This window comes from Clostridia bacterium (assembly GCA_034926675.1).
Lineage (GTDB): Bacteria > Bacillota > DTU025 > DTU025 > DTU025 > JAYFQW01.
Map to the genome: position 1 here is coordinate 60,167 of JAYFQW010000026.1, position 15,341 is coordinate 75,507.

The window sequence follows — 15,341 nt, forward strand, 5'->3', positions numbered from 1 at the left end:
AGCACGGAGGGTCGGCTTTCGCTATTGGACTGGGCTCATCAGGCGCACTTGCCTAGGGCTTCTCGGTAGTGTCTGGACTTGCGGGCTCTGTCGCCTCAGGTATCTGTGGAGCCTCAGGTATCTTGTAACCCCAGCGCGTGATGATGTCGGCGTCCAGCCTCGGAAGATCGGGGTTGCTTACGCCCTTGCTGAACATCTCCTCCACGTCTACCAGTACCGTATCGTTCAGCTGAATCAGACTCGCGGTTGGTGCACCGGCACAAACAAGTCCCCGGGTTCGCCGATGAAGCCCACATAGCTTCCTTCCTCTAGTAGGAGTGCCTTCTGGCCGTCCATTAGGCTATCGTAAGTGAGCTCGCCCGCGGGTGAGAACACCAACACTCTGCCTCGGGTCGGAATGTCGGTGTTGAACACGCCTTGCGTCTGGACCTTGCGCCATTCGTTGTAGCTGTCGCTTCCGATGGAGATCTTCTCGCCGGGGTCTAGCGGCGCGGCTTGCGAGGCATCAGAGAACAGACATGCCTGCGTCTCGAGCCACAGCTCTTCGCCGCGCTCGGTTATCTTCGGCTCCATCTGGTCTCTTGCATGTGAGAGAGCCATGGACGCAGTGTGCTCGTCAGTCAGTGCGTAGGGGGCGCCGATGAAGTGGACATAGCCAGGCAGTTCCTTGACTACCCCCGAAACCGCCACTAGCGGCCCAAATTCGTAGCATGTCAGATTGCGTGGAAGCCACGTCTTGTTCTCGAACAGACGACCACTGAAAACCGCATTTCTCTGTGGGATCTCCTGCGCGGCCACCGTGCTTCCGACGAGGTCATCGCGATGGGTCATAATGAACTTCGTCCCGAACGCCTCCGCAAGGCTCAGCTTCTCTGTTTCGTCTATGTGGAAGCACCCGTCTTCAGCATACATGAACTGGGAAACCGGAACGAATTGGCCATTGCAGTATGCCGAGGCCTTCATGACGTTTGCCTCAGTGTCGAATTCCACCTTCATAATCCCACCGGAGGTCCCGTAATAGCCTTCATACTTCAGTAACTCGCTGGGGATTGCTGCGCTTCGAGGTGGGAACCTGACCGATTGCTCATCTGGGTTGAGAATGCCTTTGCCTTCCATCAGCGCCTGCATAATCTGCGTGCATATGCTGGCAGGAGCGGTAGGGTCGGCGAAGATGACGGCCACTGATAGCTTCTCGTCCGGCGCAGCGCAGAGCTGCGAGATGAACTGCTGGGTTCTGCCGTTTTTTACTATGACCTTTTTGCCCTGGCGCGCGAATGCCTCCAGCTCGACACTGTCCCAGCCCAAACCGAACGCGAACTGTGGCGTGCCCTGGGGGACTGTTTTGGGCCCATACTGCGGTTTCGTGAACTCCTCGAGGACTGACGGTTCGAGAAGAGTGTCTGCCCACAGCACCCGCGAGAAACGGCACAGGTCCTCGGCGGTGGAGGCGATTCCGCCCGACCCAAGTAGGTTGACGTATTCCGCTGGCAGCGCTCTGCCGGTCGTGATGTCGTACCGACGCGCTATGTTTGCGTTGCCGTTCTCGAAGTAGCAGCTTGAATGGTTCATGCTGGCCTGAGAGAATATCCTCGTCTCCAGGAAGTCAGCGTAGCTCATCCCTGATACTCTCTCAACGATGGCTTCAGAGACGGTGAAGCCGTCATTGCAGTAGACGCTCACATCACCCGGGTCATGCTTCAGATTGCTGTGCGCGAGTTCGGCCAACGCCTCGGCAACATAGTTGCGGTTCTTCTTGGCGCCAAACCCGGTCTTGATGTATGTACCCGGCATCCCGGAAGAATGATTGAGGAGCATACGAACGGTTATGCCGGCGTATCGCGGATCTTCCATGGTGAACTCGGGTAAGTAGGTGGTGACCGGTTTATCGAGCTCCACCCGACCGTCATCGCACAGAAGCAGAATCGAGGCGGTCGCGAACACCTTGCTGATGGAGCCGATGTTGAACTGGGTGTCAGTATCAACGGGGATCGATTCCTCTCTGCTTCGCATTCCGAAACCTTCGGAGTAGACGATTGTGCTATCGTCCATGATGGCGACGGTGGCGGCCGAAGCGCCATTGGACAGAGCCTTCCAGATCTCCAAGCGTGCCGTGGCGATGGCATTGTCGTACGGAGTTGCTGCACGCGCAGACGCCTGGGGGATTCCTGCGAGCAGTTGAGCGACGATCACCAGCACGGTCAAGACAGCGAGACGTCTCTTCGTGGCAATCCACTCCTCTCTCCTTGATCGGTTGGGCTGGCAATTTGCAGCCAAATCTACAGTACCCTGCAACAACCGAATAATGCAGGGGATATTCCGCATTTCATCCATCAATCCTCCTGTAACGCCGAGTTTCCTCGTTGCGATTCGGCGGTGCGAGCCCCGGAACGCAGGAGCCAGCCAGCGTGGCGAGTTTTCGTGCAGGACACCAGCATCGGGCAGAGAATACCGCTCATGATTATGACGGAGGAAGTAGGGCCTCTTTGCCGACAATCCGTTTGTGATAGATCTGTTTGTCTTTCTATGGCATGGCTTCTACAAGGAACTGAAGGAAATTCACATTTTCAAAGGAGGATACACGATGGGTTATTTCGATGAGAGCCTTCAAGTAATGAACGAACTATACGGGCATGATACGGCAATGACACTCGCTACGGTCAACGGCGAAAAAGCCAATCTAAGAGTCGTAAATGCGTACTATAAAAGCACGGCCTTTTACATCACAACATATGGTCTGAGCAACAAAATGAGGGAGATTGCAGTGAATCCTCATGTAGCAATCAATCACAATTTGTTTGTCGCACATGGTTTGGGCGAGAATCTTGGCAATCCGCTCGACGAAAACAACAAGGATTTACGTGAAGAATTGAGGCGTGTGTTCTCTGCATTTTACGACAAACATGTTGATGAGGAAGACAAAAACACCTGTATTCTGAAAATCAAGTTGCAGGATGCACTGGTATTTGCTCACGATTTCAAATACTTCATTGACTTTGAGAAAAGAACTGCCACAAAGGAAAAATGCGTTGTTGATATAGTGTTTTAGTGTGGATTATGAACAACTAGCAGGGGATATCCTTCAGTGAGTGCGTATTCCGACGCCGTGCGGAACCACCGCATCACCTCCCCGCAGACGAATACGGGACAGCAAGGCAGCCGCCCAACAGACACATGTATCATCAGTGACCGGCGACGCCGCTCAGGGTCAACTATAGTGGCAAGGCGATGGGCAGAAGACGTTCCTCTTAATGCTGACTGAGTTCTACATCGAGGCTCGCTGCCCTGGCGATCGGCTGCAACTGAGCGTGGTCTGCAACCGGAAGTTTGCCGAAACGCTTTTGACCAGCACTGAGGAGATGGTCGAATGGCTCGAGAGCCAGATGAAAGAACCTGCTTGTTAGCGGGGTTCACGTTCTCGCCTGTCTCGAGATCGGAGTATCCGAATCCGCGCGATGTCACGACCTCGCCGTCATTGAGATCGAGGAGATTGTATTCGATGGCGTAGATATCCACGGACGTGAGCGCTGTGACTATGCCCACGAGGTCCCGGAACTTGACAAGGCCTTTTCCTTCGACCTGGCAATCACTGCGTCGGTTCGGGCTATCCCGGCAGTCGAGATCATTGGCGGGTATCGGTATGAAAGTACTAGCGTCGAGCTCGATCCGACGGTCAGCTTTTATGGGGCCTCCGCGTATGCAACAAACGCAAGCGTGTTCCACGTTGGCGCTAGGTGCAGGTTCTAGTGCGTTCTGTGTCACAGGAGCCGGCCGGGGGCTTAACCCGACCGGCTCCTGTGTTCTCCAAGGGAATCCACTCGTTGATGAACCGTTTGAGCATGAGCGGCCCGTTCCTTCGCTCAATCCGCCGGAGTTGCTCGGCTTTGTCTACGGACAGAAAGACTTCCAACTGATAGCAGTCGACCAAGGCGGGATGCTGGCTATATACGCCTTCGATCACGTTCAGCCGCTTGGGGGAGACAGTCACCGGCTGTCCATAGGTTTGACGCCGACAATCATACGGCCGATAGCTGAACTCGCGCCCCGTTTGTAGACCGCCGACCACTTCTTGACGAAAACGCAGATAGTCCACGTTACCGCCCGCCTCCGCCAACCGTTCCTCGGTCTTCAGCTCGGGGGGCAGGGAGAAATCGTCCATATGAAAAATGTTGCAGTTATAGACTTGGCCGAGCAAAGCGGCCAACGTGCTTTTGCCGGCGCCGCTCGGGCCGTCGATGGCAACGCACACAGTGGCTTGCGATTCGAGCAGCCCGTCGATCCGGCAGAAGAGCGCGAAGAAGTCCCGGTGGACTGAGTCGACCACCTGGTATGCCGGTTTGTAGTGGTCGCGGTAGACAACGCTATGGCTGACTGCCGGATAGCCTTGCGCCCGATAGGCAAGCAAAAAAGCCTCCAGGTCAGCTGCTACGTGCGGCAGTTGACCTGTTTGGCAACAATCGCGCAGCAACTCCAGTTTCCGTTCGAAACTGGTGAGATCTCCGCGCCTTGACCGGGCAGTATTGACGAAGAACTGATTGACAGTAGTCAACTGAACGCCGGCGCCGCTTATGGCCGCAAGATCCAGCCGACAGAGGCCGTTGCCGATACTGAGGAAAACGTCGCCCGGCCGTTCACTGCTGCAACTGCCCACGAGTGCCTGGCATTCCGCGCGCAGACGCTGCAAACTGCTTTCGGCGTCGGCGATCATATGCCCACCGGCAAACTCGTTTTGAAATACCAGCTTCACCAGATCCTGAATCTGTAGCTTGGGGTAGCGCCGCTGGTGCAGCAACAGCACATCCCGCAGTTCAGCGCAATCAGCCATTATTATCAATCAACCTCGCGTTGTCAAGGGCGATGATCACAACCGGGATGACAACGAGCTGCAAGATTATGCCGGGCAGCGCGTTGACGAATGCGCCCGCCACAAAGGCCTTCCAGCCAAACGCGCGGTCGGCGAAGCCCAAAATCACGTAACTGGCCGTGCCCCAAACAACCCTACCCAGCAGCATGGACAGGATCAACGTGGGATAAACAAAGACGCTCTTCTTCGGAAACAGGCGCCGGAACCAGCCGGTGGCGAAACCGTACGCCGCTAGCTCAAAGGACATGACCACCGCCGTCGGAAACAGCGGCGGCATGCCGAAGATGAGGCTACGAAACACCGGCGTGATCAAGCCGACAACCAGCCCGAGCGGCCACCCACAAACAAAGCCGCAGATCAAAACGGGCAGGTGCATCGGCAACAGCTTCGACCCCAGGTTAGGAATCTGTCCAGTTAGAAAAGGCATGAGTAGGCCCAGGGCCAGGAACAACGCCGCAAGCACCAGGTTCTTAGTCGCAGATCTGTTCAATTCTCTTACCTCCAAATGGAAAAAATACCATGTCGATACCGTCCTCGTGCGGAGGACAAGTACCTTCATGGCACCGGTGTTGCAGCAATAAACTGGGCGCAATAGAACGAGCTGACTACAGTCAGCGGCTGATAAGAGCTTAACATAGAAAACCTGGCTACTCAAGCCATAAGCCGAGACCTGAGCCGAGCCGGTTAGGCTGAAATCATGCAGTGTCGCGTTCCAACAGCGCGCCGGCATAGGGGTTATCTCGGCGCAGCGAATGGCTGCCGCGCTATCCGCTTCTCGGTATAGCTTATAGACATAGCGTTTGCCCTGCCGCCGCAGAAAGTAAACGGCGCCGATCATGTTGCGATAAAGGTAAAGATCGACCAGCCCTAGATCGTAGCTGTCGTTAAGATACTGCAGTAGACTAAGTTGATCGGGAACCGAGTGTATCACTTTCGAGCAGAACGGCGACAGCCTTGAGAATTGCGTGAGAGAAGCGATCATCTGCGCCATACGCCCCAGAATGGAGAGTACTCAGGCGCTCATCAGCATTGCCCGAAGGCACGGAGCAGTGAGTGTCTCGACTATTGGTTCGTATGCACGCGGTGGTGCGAATCCCGAAAGCGGCCTTGATGTCCCCGGTGCACTCTCCACTTGCCAAACAGAAGACAAATGGGCAGAATGCAGCATAATTGAGATATCGGGAGGGGCGAAGATTGAAGGTCATCTTGCCTAGAAGGAGGGTTGCGGTAGTCAAGTCGGCTCTATTCAGTGCTCGTATGGAAGGGTTTCGGGTACCTAATAGAGTAGTACGGGAAGCTCGGCAGATGCGCAGAGGGAAGAAGACTGCTGACGAGTTAGTTCAGCATTACAAGCGCATATACAGCAGGAACTAGAGCTCGACCCTGCTACACGTGCTGATTTGGCTGCCAAACTACTGCGTAGCCTGGAGGAGTTATCGTATGCAGAAAATGAACGTCTTTGGGCCAAGGAGGCCCAGCGTCGGCCCGATGAGTTTCTCGCAGGGAGGGGAAGTGAGCGGCCAGCCGAGGATGTGTTTCGCGATGCCCGAGCGCACTTGCTCCTCCGTCGCTTTCCTTACAGCATCATGTACTCACTCCTTCCGAACACAATTCGGATACTTGCCATCGCAAATCAGAAACGACGACCTCTTTACTGGTGCGGACGTCAGTGAAAATGCGGAGAAAGCCCAACAGGCGCATCCACCAGGACGGATTGGAAGGCTGGCACATCGGCTGGCACGCGGTCGCTCCGCTGGTGATGCGCAAGATCGTTGGGCCGACTCAATGCTGAAGGGAGGCCCAGTGGAACCCATGGAACCCAAGCAGCGCGCTCGCCAGCGGGCCATCGAGCATGCCCTTGACTGGTGGCCCGCGTATCTGGCGGTCGCTTCGGCGATCGCACTCCGCCTGGCAATCCTGTTCTCGACAGGCCTCGTTCCACAGACGGATGGCGCGTACTACCTTGCGCAGGTAAGGTCGCTTCTGGCCGGCAAGGGCCTGCGCTTCTCGGACACGCCGCTGCTGTTCTGGGTTCAAGCCGCCGTTGCGCGAGCGTTCACTGCGGTCACACCGCTCACCATCGAAGCCGCCACGATTGCAGGCGTGAAGATCGTCGACGCCGTCGTCCCTCCGCTGGCCGTTCTGCCCATCTTCGCTCTGTGGCTACGGTGGACGCCCCGGGAGCGCCGCTCCGCACTCGCGGCCATCACGGTTGCCGCACTGCCGGCGCTTTCCTTTAGCCTCGTGCACATGACCGGCGATCTTCAGAAGAACGCATTCGCCCTGGTGCTGCTGTCGTTCGCGTTCTGGGCGTTCGACACCGCCTCGCGGCGCAATCATGCGCTCGATTGGGCGCTCATGGGTCTGGCGCTGCTCGGCTGCGCGCTGTCGCATGTCGGCGTGTTCGCAGCCGCGATCACCTTCGCAGTGCCGGCCATGCTCTATCGGGTCATGGCCGGCGCCAAGAGCGGACCGGAGCGCGCTCGACGTGCGGCTACGCTCGCGGTGCTCGGCGCCGGCAGTGTGGCGCTCGCATACGTCTTGTCGCTGTTCATCCCGAAGCTTGGCTCGCTCGGGCCAGCAATGCTGTCGCCTCTGTCCCTGTTCTCAGGTGAAACCACGTTCTCACGCTTGGCCGCCGGACTGGGCCCCGGCAGCCTTGCCGATACCATCGAGGTCGTGCTCGCTTACGCGCCCCTTCTTGCTGTCGCTATGCTGTGGCGGAGATGTCGGCCTGATGGTGCGACTGCCGCCATGCTCGCGGGGGTATCGGCTGCGACGGGCGTCCTGGCGTGTCCGTTCCTCGGCGGGATCGACGGCCTGCGCCTGCACCTCATGGCGTACGTTCCGGTCTCTGCCCTGTTCGCCTGGGCTGTCGGGGTAGCGCGACCCAGGTCCGCGAAAGTGGCATGCGTGGCGATGCTGATCGCGAACGCCCTGGCTGTGGCGCCGGTCATTCCGCAGGCGACGATGCCCACGATTGCAGAAGAATCCTACCCGGAGCTGCTCTCCCTCAAGGAACGGATCGATCATTTTGGAAGCATGGTGGTGGTGGCGCGGCACGGGCTTGAGTGGTGGGCCGCCTGGGCGCTCGATGCCGCCGTAGTTCCGACGATCGGCGCCACACCTGATCTCTGGGAACGCTACGACACGGTTCTCCTTCTGCAGGAGACGAAGGTGCGAGACGACTCACCGCGGCCGAGGCGGTCGGGCGAAACCCCGGCGAAGTCGTACGTCGAGGGAACGCCCCCGGTAGACGGCGCTACCATCATGTTCGAAGGGCGCTGGTACCGGCTGTCCCGAGCGGATTCCGTCCTCGACCTCGGAAAGGAGTTCGAAGGCAAGCAGAAGGCGGGAGCAGTGCCGCGACCTGAGCCGGGTAAACTGTAGGCGCTCTCTGGGTACACTGGGAGCTGGCGCAACCACCACATCCAGCAGACGCGGCTCCGCCGCGCAGCTGATGCGCCTGCCGTTGGACCGACAACCTATCGCCGCTGAGGGAGGAAGTGCGACAATGGGATGAACTGGCGTGACGAGGTCTCTGTGTTCATCAGATCATGGCCTAAGGCGGAAGGCAACGAGTCGGATAAGGTTTGGAACAGGCGAGTGATCAAGGAACTGGTAGAGGGGTTTACCGACCATCTCACCGATTTGGTCTACGTGGCCGACTCCGCTGCAGTGACTAAAAGCAACCTCGACCTTATCGCGGATAAGGGCATAAGGTTCATCTCAAGGCTGCCGGCAACGTTCAGACAGGAGCAGGAGGTCAAAGACAAGGCCTTGTCAGAGGGAGGTTGGGTCGACGCCGGGATCTTGCCCCAGAACCCTAAGCGCGATTCGGCGTTTCACAAATGCAAAGAGTACGCCATGGAGATCACTACCAGGACCGCTGCCCGGCCCTACTAAGGTCATCTACAGGGTAGGGGCAGAGGCGGGCAGGCTCAAGGAGCAAACGTCCGTTGAACTGCAATTCAAGGCGATCAAAGAACCCGAGTTCGTGAACGCCATGTTCGTCAAGAAGCCTGAACGGCTGGAGGCCCTTGCCTAATCAAAGCTGTTCCCGGACAAGATGTTCCGCGCGCTGGGAGTGTCGCCGTCCGTCTACGTTACCATCCCGCGCGAAACGCGAGACCCCTAAAACTCAGAAGCTGAATGCGCAAGGGTGCTGAAGACGGGTTGGAACGACATTTCGGTTCAGATTCTCTGGCGGATCACGAAGAGCGGGGATTCGCTGCTTCAGGAAGACCGCGGCGCCGTGCTCTTCGTGCCGCTGACGGCGCCGCGTGGGTTTCGGCGCTGCCTGGATTCGTCCTCCTGATGGAATGTGCGCGTTTCCCACGATAATGGCCATGTCGAGCGTCATTCTGGGCGATTCATCCGATTTTCGGGCATCGAAGAAGGACAGGAATTCCCCGAGTTCCATTGAACTACTACAGCATTGAGCACGAGCTAGACTACAGCCCAGTTGAGGGCGGTTCCGAGACGCTTTAATGGGTCACAAGGAAAGACTTTGGCCATGAGTTGTAGCAAATCCGCCTCGCCTTGGCTGGAGAACTCAACGGCGGTAGGCGAGCCAGGGACACGGTGTGAACCTTGAGTTGCTGTACTGTTTGGAGGTGCACTTGTTGAAAAGGGCCTTCGGTCTAGTGCTGATCGCGCTATGCATCCTGACCACTGGATGCAACCTAACAGCGGGAACCCCATATACAATCTCTGGGCGGATAGTCTGCGCTGATAATAATAGCCAGGGAATCGGAAGTGTCCATATTAGCTTCAGCGGCAGTCGCGGCTCTGGAATCACCGAAACTAACGATGACGGAACGTGGACCAAGAGTGGCCTCAGAGGGTCTGTAACCATAGCCCCCGCAAGTGCAGATTGGGTTTTCGACCCCGGATACCGGCAAGTAAGCGGCGCAGAGCACAATGTGAACTTCACCGGAATCCGCAGAACTGCCAATAGCCTGGGGTTTCGGCAGGTAGCTGCTAGCAAGAACTACGCTCTGTTTCTTAGGACTGACGGCACAGTGTATTTCTGGGGGTCTCGCGGGTCCGTTTACACCTATGGAGCCGCGATGCGGGAGTCGGGCATTGAAGACATCGTAGCGGTCGCAGCCGGCGCGCATCATAGTCTGGCGCTGAAGGCTGATGGCACAGTGTGGGCATGGGGAGCCAATGACCGCGGCCAACTAGGAGATGGGACGTATTCGGATAGCTGCGACAGGCCTGCTCAGGTAGCCGGCTTGAGCGGGATTGTGGCCATAGCTGCCGGAGAATGTCATAGCTTGGCTGTAAAGAATGATGGCACTGTATGGGGATGGGGAGACAACAGCACATATCAGATAGGACGGGACGCGCCGACCACAACGCCGACGCCTGTCATGAAAGTCGGAATGGGCAGCGTTGCGTCTGTTGCCGCCAGTGGATATCGCAGCTTGGCGCTGAAGGCTGATGGCACTGTATGGCAATGGGGGTTTTGGCAGATAGCACTGCCCTGGGGTGACTCAATATACTGGCACAACCGCTACGTAGGAGACGCTGAGTCTGTCGGACTCTCCGGAGTTGTCTCCATGGCGGCCGGCTCTGAACATAGCATGGCTCTGAAGAACGACGGCACTGTGTGGGCATGGGGCGTGAACACCCGTGGCCAACTGGGTAGCGGCGCCAAATGGGACCGCGGCCCCTTAAGAGTGGAAGGCCTCGACGAGGCCGTTGCCATTGCTGCCGGCGGCTGCAACAGTCTGGCAGTGAAGGCCGATGGCTCTTTGTGGGCCTGGGGGGCTGGCGCTCAGAATTACCTGGGAACCGGGACATACTCTGCGATAATTCCACCGACGATGGTGATGGGAATCGCCGGAGCTGCCGGTGTTGCCTCCGGAGAACAAGTAATGGCGGCTGTTGACTGTTTCGGCGACCTGTGGCGTTGGGGCATGAGTTATCCTGGGTCTTCGCCTGCGGTACTCTATCCCATAGGTGGACCCAGGCGCATAACCGTGTTCTAGAGGTCCTCTGTTCCCATTGCAGCTCCTTCACTAGGCATCTGCCGACATGGAGCGGATGCCTATTGGGTGCTTACCCTGAAGGGCATGGCTGAGTCGTCAGGCCTAAGCGAAGATGAAGTGTTGGTTCTCAACGCCGGGATTTGTATGTTGTCAACAGTGGTCCTGGGCGGTGAGCCTCCCAGTGCATGTAGTGGTCTGGCGGTTTGGGATGAGTACACGCCAGATGGCGCCCTCGTGTTCGGGCGGAACTGGGACATCGAAGGAAAGAGCCTGCAACCATACATGAAGTGTCTTTTGGTGGTTGTGTTCAACCCTGATTCCGGTAATGCCTTTATCGTCCAGATTGCCGATGCGAAAGAGTGCGTATCCGTTGAAAGAGCGACCTTCACAGCCCGCGTGAGAAAAACTGAGCAACAGGGCGTTCTAGCTGCGTACAACAGTTTCGTCCCACCATACCCAGATGGATGGACAGGCAAAGTCGCCGATCCGCTCCCGGAAGAGATGGATCCGCGCTACAGCAATCTCATCAAGCTTGCCAACTATTACGGGTTCCGTGGCAAGCTTGATGTTCAGGGCATGAAGGAACTCTTGGATATTGAGGTGCGAGATGGCGGCGCCACACACCGAGAGGCACTGTGGACAGTCGCTGCATAGGTGGTCTGGCGGTTGCCTCATTGACTATTCTCTCGCATGCTGAGATGATCAAACTTGGGTGAGCGTGAGACTAGGAGGCGATGTCAGTGACTGAGGCAACGCAGCAGCTTATTCATGAAATGGCGTGTGTTGTTGCGCGTGAATCTGACCCAGAAGCCATCATCCTCTTTGGATCGCACGCCACTGGCAGTGCGGGGCCCGATTCGGATGTCGACATCCTGGTGGTCAAGTCACGACCTTTCGGCCCAGATGATGACCGCCGGCAGGAGATGATTCGCCTGTGGCGGGCATTAGCACGCTTTCCCGTGCCAAAGGATATCCTTGTCTTCAGTCGCCAGGAGGTGGAGCGCTGGAAGGACTCGCGTAACCATGTCATTGCTAGGGCGCTGAGGGAGGGGATAGTTGTCTATGGCAGACTATGAGGAGGCTCATCTCCTGCTCATGGCAGCCAATCGCGACTTTAGGGCCTTGCAGGGCATGACCGATTCGAGACGCGGTTCAGTATCGCTATGAGGCGTTCGATGACATGTGTAGCCCGGTTGATCGCGCTACGGTGATAAGCAGAGTTCGGGATCTCATCACATTGGTTGGTTCATTAGTTAAGTGTGATTGGTAGATTCTGCTTCTTGGGGCAGGGAGCGCCCGGAGATCGTGTGTGAGATGCTCGCGCGCATGCAGCAGAGCGCAGTGGACAAGATGGAAGGGACGCCTTTCAGCAAGGAGCGGGAATGGGCAGGCACACACGATTTTGGTTCGCACACATTTCGCATAAGCGGGAACGCGGCTGGGGGATAGTCCCAGCCGCGCTGATTGTTACTCCTAAATGGCTATTTGAATGGCGCGTCTGGCAGGAATCGGACCTGCGACTCACGCACTTGAAGCTCGGCTGGAACCGTACCAGCTCATGGCGCCCAGTCCGATTAGTCCTGTATTGTCAAGGCTTAAGGCAACTCACCGTCGCCAATGAGCCTGCTGTCGGCCCTTCGCCGCTCTTGCCGCCGCAAGCCATCTCCCATCACGCACGATTGAGATAGAACACTGCCAATTGTGTGCGGTCGCGCAGCTCGAGCTTCTCCAGAATTACGCTCAGGCAATTACGTACGGTGCCTTCGCTGAGATACAGGGCTTCGGCGATTTCGCGATTGCTCAGCCCTTTTGCCACGAGCTCGATGATGCTCTGTTCTCTCTCGTTGATTCCGAGCTCAGCAAGGTTCGCCCGCCCGCCGTCGTTCAGCAGCTTGGGCAATTTGGTGATGATAGCATTGCCGAATACGCTTTGGCCGGTGTGCACCGCATTCAAGGCGGGGATGATGCTCTCGAAGTCTTGCTTCAGGATATACCCCTTTGCGCCCAGTCGGAGTGCCTGCACGATGTACTCATCGTCTGAGAACGTGGTTAGGAACAGAACGCGCGCATCAGGGAATTGGCTGAGGATGCGCTTGCAGGCTTGGAGCCCCGTCATCTTGTCCATGCGGATATCCATGAGCAACACATCTGGCTGCAGTTGCGTGAACAGCTCCACTGCTTCATGTCCGTCATGACCCATCCCGACCACTTCAACACGGTCATCTGCCTGCAGAATGGTCTTCAGTGATTGGCACACTAGTTGGTCATCATCGACTACTAGCACTTTCATGCAGCTGACTCCTTTTCGGAACTGAAATGAAGAGCCTGAACCCGCCGCTGCGCTCGACTACTAGTTGCCCGCCCAGTGCGCTCACTCGGTCGGCCATACTGCGCATGCCGAGGCCTTCTCCTGCCTCGCCAGTCGCCCCCGACCCGTTATCCTGCAACACTAGTTGGTAAAGCGCCGGGTGCTCAAGCAGCGCCAGCGTAACCTGGGTTGCGTCTGAATGGCGGATGATGTTGTTCAGCCCTTCCTTGGCGATGGCGATGAAACAGTAGGCGATATCCTTCTCGGGCTCGCGTTCTACTCTGTAGTCCAGCCGAATGGGGCAGAACGTGAACTCTTGCACCAGAGACTCAATCTGCATCCTCAGGTCGAGCGACTCATCATGCAGGTCGTGAACGCCGGCGCGTATACTGTCCATGGCTTGCGATAGCGTATCACGAACAACTGACAGGCGCTGCCGCTCGTGTTCATTGCTCCTTGTGACCATGAGTGCACCTACCTGCAGGATCGATCGGGAGAGCAGGTGCCCCACGTGGTCGTGGATCTCCCGTGCGATGCGCCCGCGCTCGTTCAGTGTCGCCAGCCGGATCTCGTAATCTTGCTTCTCAATGAGGTCCTGGTTCTTCTGCCTGAGAAGTGTGGCGAGTTCGTAGCTGTTGTCGCGTAATCGCGTTAATTCGGCTTGACTGTGCTCTACATCGGCGGTGCGCTGCGCCAGCACATAGGTGACGGCCATCAGCGCCGTGATCATGGATGATGTGTCGATGGGAAGGTTCGCGAAACACACCACCAGTGAACCTGCCGCCGCAAATACCCACCAACTTCGCCCGGGCGCAAGGGGGTCTACCAGGGCATCGTAGAATACTAGCGGCAAGAAGAGGCAGAAGCTTGGCCAGACCATAGCCGCCACGGTGTAAAAGGCTATGCCTGCCCTGAGAAGCACGCGTGATTTGAGGTATCCGTCGAGCGCGCTAACTGTCAGTGCGGCTAGCATGGCTACGACGGCAGTAGCGCCGTCCGACTTCCCTAGCAGCAACGTAGAACAACAAACTAACACCAGCAACCTGTCGACAATCCCGTGCATGGCCACGTCTCCTTCGGCAATAAGTCTACCATGCTTGCACTTCACCATCAATTTCCCACTCTGAACAGTGATGACGATTGTCATCGGCGGAACTGATTGCTGGCACTTATGATGTGACGTCCGCTGCCTGTAGAATGAGGGCAGCAAGGAACGAGGAGGAACGGTCATGCTCATTCAAGTGCAGAACCTAGTGAAACGGTATGGAAACCTGCTTGCGCTGGACCATTTTGACCTTCAGGTAAGCGAAGGAGAGATTCTCGGCTTGCTCGGGCCTAATGGGTCGGGCAAGACCACCGCGATCAACTGCATCCTATCGCTCCTGAAATACGACAAGGGCACAATTGAGGTGTTCGGCAAGCCGATGGCGCCTGATGCCTACGATATCAAGCGCAATATCGGTATTGTGATGCAGAACGTGGCCGTCTTCAACGAGCTGCGGGTGGATGAGAACATCGACTATTTCTGCGGCATGTATGTTCAGGATCCAGGCGCCCGCCGCCGGCTGGTTGAAGAGGCCATCGATTTCGTTGGGCTTGGGGAGTTCCGCAAGTTCCACCCCAAGAAGCTCTCGGGAGGGCTATTGCGCCGGTTGAACATCGCCTGCGGTATCGCTCACAAACCGAAGCTTCTCATACTAGACGAACCCACGGTTGCAGTGGATCCGCAGAGTCGGAACAGCATTCTGGAAGGGATTCGGGAGCTCAACCGTGAAGGCGCCACCGTAGTATACACCTCTCATTACATGGAAGAGGTCGAACAGCTGTGCAGCCGCATCGTGATCATGGACAAAGGCAAAACACTGGCTACGGGTACCAAGGAAGAGCTCAAGGCGATGATCAACGACGGAGAGACCATCAGTGTAGAGATGTATGTGCTGCAACCTGACTATTTGGCTCAGATCCGCCAGTTGCCCCACGTGACCCGGGCGCATTACGCCGACAACCGTCTTTCAGTTCATTACGGCGGCGGCCAGCATAACCTGCTGTGTTTGCTTGACTGCCTGAAATCGCGGGATCTGGCTTTCAACAGGGTTTTTTCAGAGCAGCCGACGTTGAACGATGTGTTCCTCGAGATTACAGGCAGGCAACTGCGCGACTGAGGGGAGTGTGC

Annotated in this window: 15 protein-coding genes; 8 read left to right on the top strand and 7 right to left on the bottom strand. The window is 57.1% G+C overall.

The annotated features are described in order from the left end of the window. Positions 1–52: 52 nt before the first annotated feature. Positions 53–196 (bottom strand): hypothetical protein, encoded by a 144-nt coding sequence (locus VB144_07995; GenBank protein ID MEA4883580.1) that lies wholly within the window; start codon positions 194–196, stop codon positions 53–55. Between the two features lie 38 nt (positions 197–234). Then, the gene (locus VB144_08000) at positions 235–2,274 is read right to left on the bottom strand and encodes a serine hydrolase domain-containing protein (GenBank protein MEA4883581.1); all 2,040 of its coding nucleotides are present in this window, start codon (positions 2,272–2,274) and stop codon (positions 235–237) included. A gap of 307 nt (positions 2,275–2,581) precedes the next feature. On the opposite strand from VB144_08000, the gene VB144_08005 reads away from it, so the two are divergent. Further along, positions 2,582–3,046 (top strand): pyridoxamine 5'-phosphate oxidase family protein, encoded by a 465-nt coding sequence (locus VB144_08005; protein ID MEA4883582.1) that lies wholly within the window; start codon positions 2,582–2,584, stop codon positions 3,044–3,046. Positions 3,047–3,727: 681 nt separating this feature from the next. On the opposite strand, the gene VB144_08010 is transcribed toward VB144_08005, so the two are convergent. Together VB144_08010 and VB144_08015 are read right to left on the bottom strand one after the other, a co-directional pair. Further along, positions 3,728–4,822, bottom strand: coding sequence for a hypothetical protein (locus tag VB144_08010; protein ID MEA4883583.1), 1,095 nt, complete (start codon positions 4,820–4,822; stop codon positions 3,728–3,730). Then, positions 4,815–5,852 (bottom strand): ECF transporter S component, encoded by a 1,038-nt coding sequence (locus VB144_08015; protein MEA4883584.1) that lies wholly within the window; start codon positions 5,850–5,852, stop codon positions 4,815–4,817. The genes VB144_08010 and VB144_08015 overlap by 8 nt, the downstream gene beginning before the upstream one ends. Before the next feature lie 367 nt (positions 5,853–6,219). On the opposite strand from VB144_08015, the gene VB144_08020 reads away from it, so the two are divergent. From VB144_08020 to VB144_08030, 3 genes are all read left to right on the top strand, one after another. Beyond that, positions 6,220–6,534: an addiction module protein gene (locus VB144_08020; GenBank protein ID MEA4883585.1), complete on the top strand. Its 315-nt coding sequence runs from the start codon at positions 6,220–6,222 to the stop codon at positions 6,532–6,534. 139 nt (positions 6,535–6,673) lie between these two features. Next, entirely contained in the window at positions 6,674–8,251 is a 1,578-nt protein-coding gene (locus VB144_08025; GenBank protein ID MEA4883586.1) for a hypothetical protein, read from the top strand. 129 nt (positions 8,252–8,380) lie between these two features. Next, positions 8,381–8,767: a hypothetical protein gene (locus tag VB144_08030; protein ID MEA4883587.1), complete on the top strand. Its 387-nt coding sequence runs from the start codon at positions 8,381–8,383 to the stop codon at positions 8,765–8,767. A gap of 235 nt (positions 8,768–9,002) precedes the next feature. On the opposite strand, the gene VB144_08035 is transcribed toward VB144_08030, so the two are convergent. Continuing rightward, complete coding sequence (locus VB144_08035; protein MEA4883588.1) at positions 9,003–9,284, bottom strand: hypothetical protein; 282 nt, start codon at positions 9,282–9,284, stop codon at positions 9,003–9,005. Between the two features lie 202 nt (positions 9,285–9,486). Between VB144_08035 and VB144_08040 the strand changes: the two genes are divergently transcribed. From VB144_08040 to VB144_08050, 3 genes are all read left to right on the top strand, one after another. Continuing rightward, complete coding sequence (locus VB144_08040; GenBank protein ID MEA4883589.1) at positions 9,487–10,860, top strand: hypothetical protein; 1,374 nt, start codon at positions 9,487–9,489, stop codon at positions 10,858–10,860. Positions 10,861–10,926: 66 nt separating this feature from the next. Beyond that, complete coding sequence (locus VB144_08045; GenBank protein ID MEA4883590.1) at positions 10,927–11,514, top strand: hypothetical protein; 588 nt, start codon at positions 10,927–10,929, stop codon at positions 11,512–11,514. 86 nt (positions 11,515–11,600) lie between these two features. Then, positions 11,601–11,936 (top strand): nucleotidyltransferase domain-containing protein, encoded by a 336-nt coding sequence (locus tag VB144_08050; protein ID MEA4883591.1) that lies wholly within the window; start codon positions 11,601–11,603, stop codon positions 11,934–11,936. 593 nt (positions 11,937–12,529) lie between these two features. Here the strand turns inward: VB144_08050 and VB144_08055 are convergent. Together VB144_08055 and VB144_08060 are read right to left on the bottom strand one after the other, a co-directional pair. Then, entirely contained in the window at positions 12,530–13,150 is a 621-nt protein-coding gene (locus tag VB144_08055; GenBank protein ID MEA4883592.1) for a response regulator transcription factor, read from the bottom strand. Next, entirely contained in the window at positions 13,128–14,279 is a 1,152-nt protein-coding gene (locus tag VB144_08060) for a histidine kinase (protein ID MEA4883593.1), read from the bottom strand. Before VB144_08060 ends, VB144_08055 begins: the two co-directional genes overlap by 23 nt. 118 nt (positions 14,280–14,397) lie before the next feature. Here VB144_08060 and VB144_08065 point away from each other — a divergent pair, with 118 nt between their 5' ends. After that, a complete protein-coding gene (locus tag VB144_08065) occupies positions 14,398–15,330 on the top strand; it encodes an ABC transporter ATP-binding protein (GenBank protein ID MEA4883594.1) in 933 nt (310 codons plus the stop codon). Positions 15,331–15,341: the final 11 nt, after the last annotated feature.

Bases quoted from the DNA above. Each gene is read 5' to 3' on its own strand.
- VB144_08025 (MEA4883586.1), top strand. From the start codon at position 6,674: ATGGAACCCAAGCAGCGCGCTCGCCAGCGGGCCATCGAGCATGCCCTT.
- VB144_07995 (MEA4883580.1), bottom strand. From the start codon at position 196: ATGTTCAGCAAGGGCGTAAGCAACCCCGATCTTCCGAGGCTGGACGCC.
- VB144_08065 (MEA4883594.1), top strand. From the start codon at position 14,398: ATGCTCATTCAAGTGCAGAACCTAGTGAAACGGTATGGAAACCTGCTT.
- VB144_08035 (MEA4883588.1), bottom strand. From the start codon at position 9,284: ATGGAACTCGGGGAATTCCTGTCCTTCTTCGATGCCCGAAAATCGGAT.
- VB144_08060 (MEA4883593.1), bottom strand. From the start codon at position 14,279: ATGGTGAAGTGCAAGCATGGTAGACTTATTGCCGAAGGAGACGTGGCC.
- VB144_08010 (MEA4883583.1), bottom strand. From the start codon at position 4,822: ATGGCTGATTGCGCTGAACTGCGGGATGTGCTGTTGCTGCACCAGCGG.
- VB144_08015 (MEA4883584.1), bottom strand. From the start codon at position 5,852: ATGGCGCAGATGATCGCTTCTCTCACGCAATTCTCAAGGCTGTCGCCG.
- VB144_08030 (MEA4883587.1), top strand. From the start codon at position 8,381: ATGAACTGGCGTGACGAGGTCTCTGTGTTCATCAGATCATGGCCTAAG.
- VB144_08055 (MEA4883592.1), bottom strand. From the start codon at position 13,150: ATGAAAGTGCTAGTAGTCGATGATGACCAACTAGTGTGCCAATCACTG.
- VB144_08005 (MEA4883582.1), top strand. From the start codon at position 2,582: ATGGGTTATTTCGATGAGAGCCTTCAAGTAATGAACGAACTATACGGG.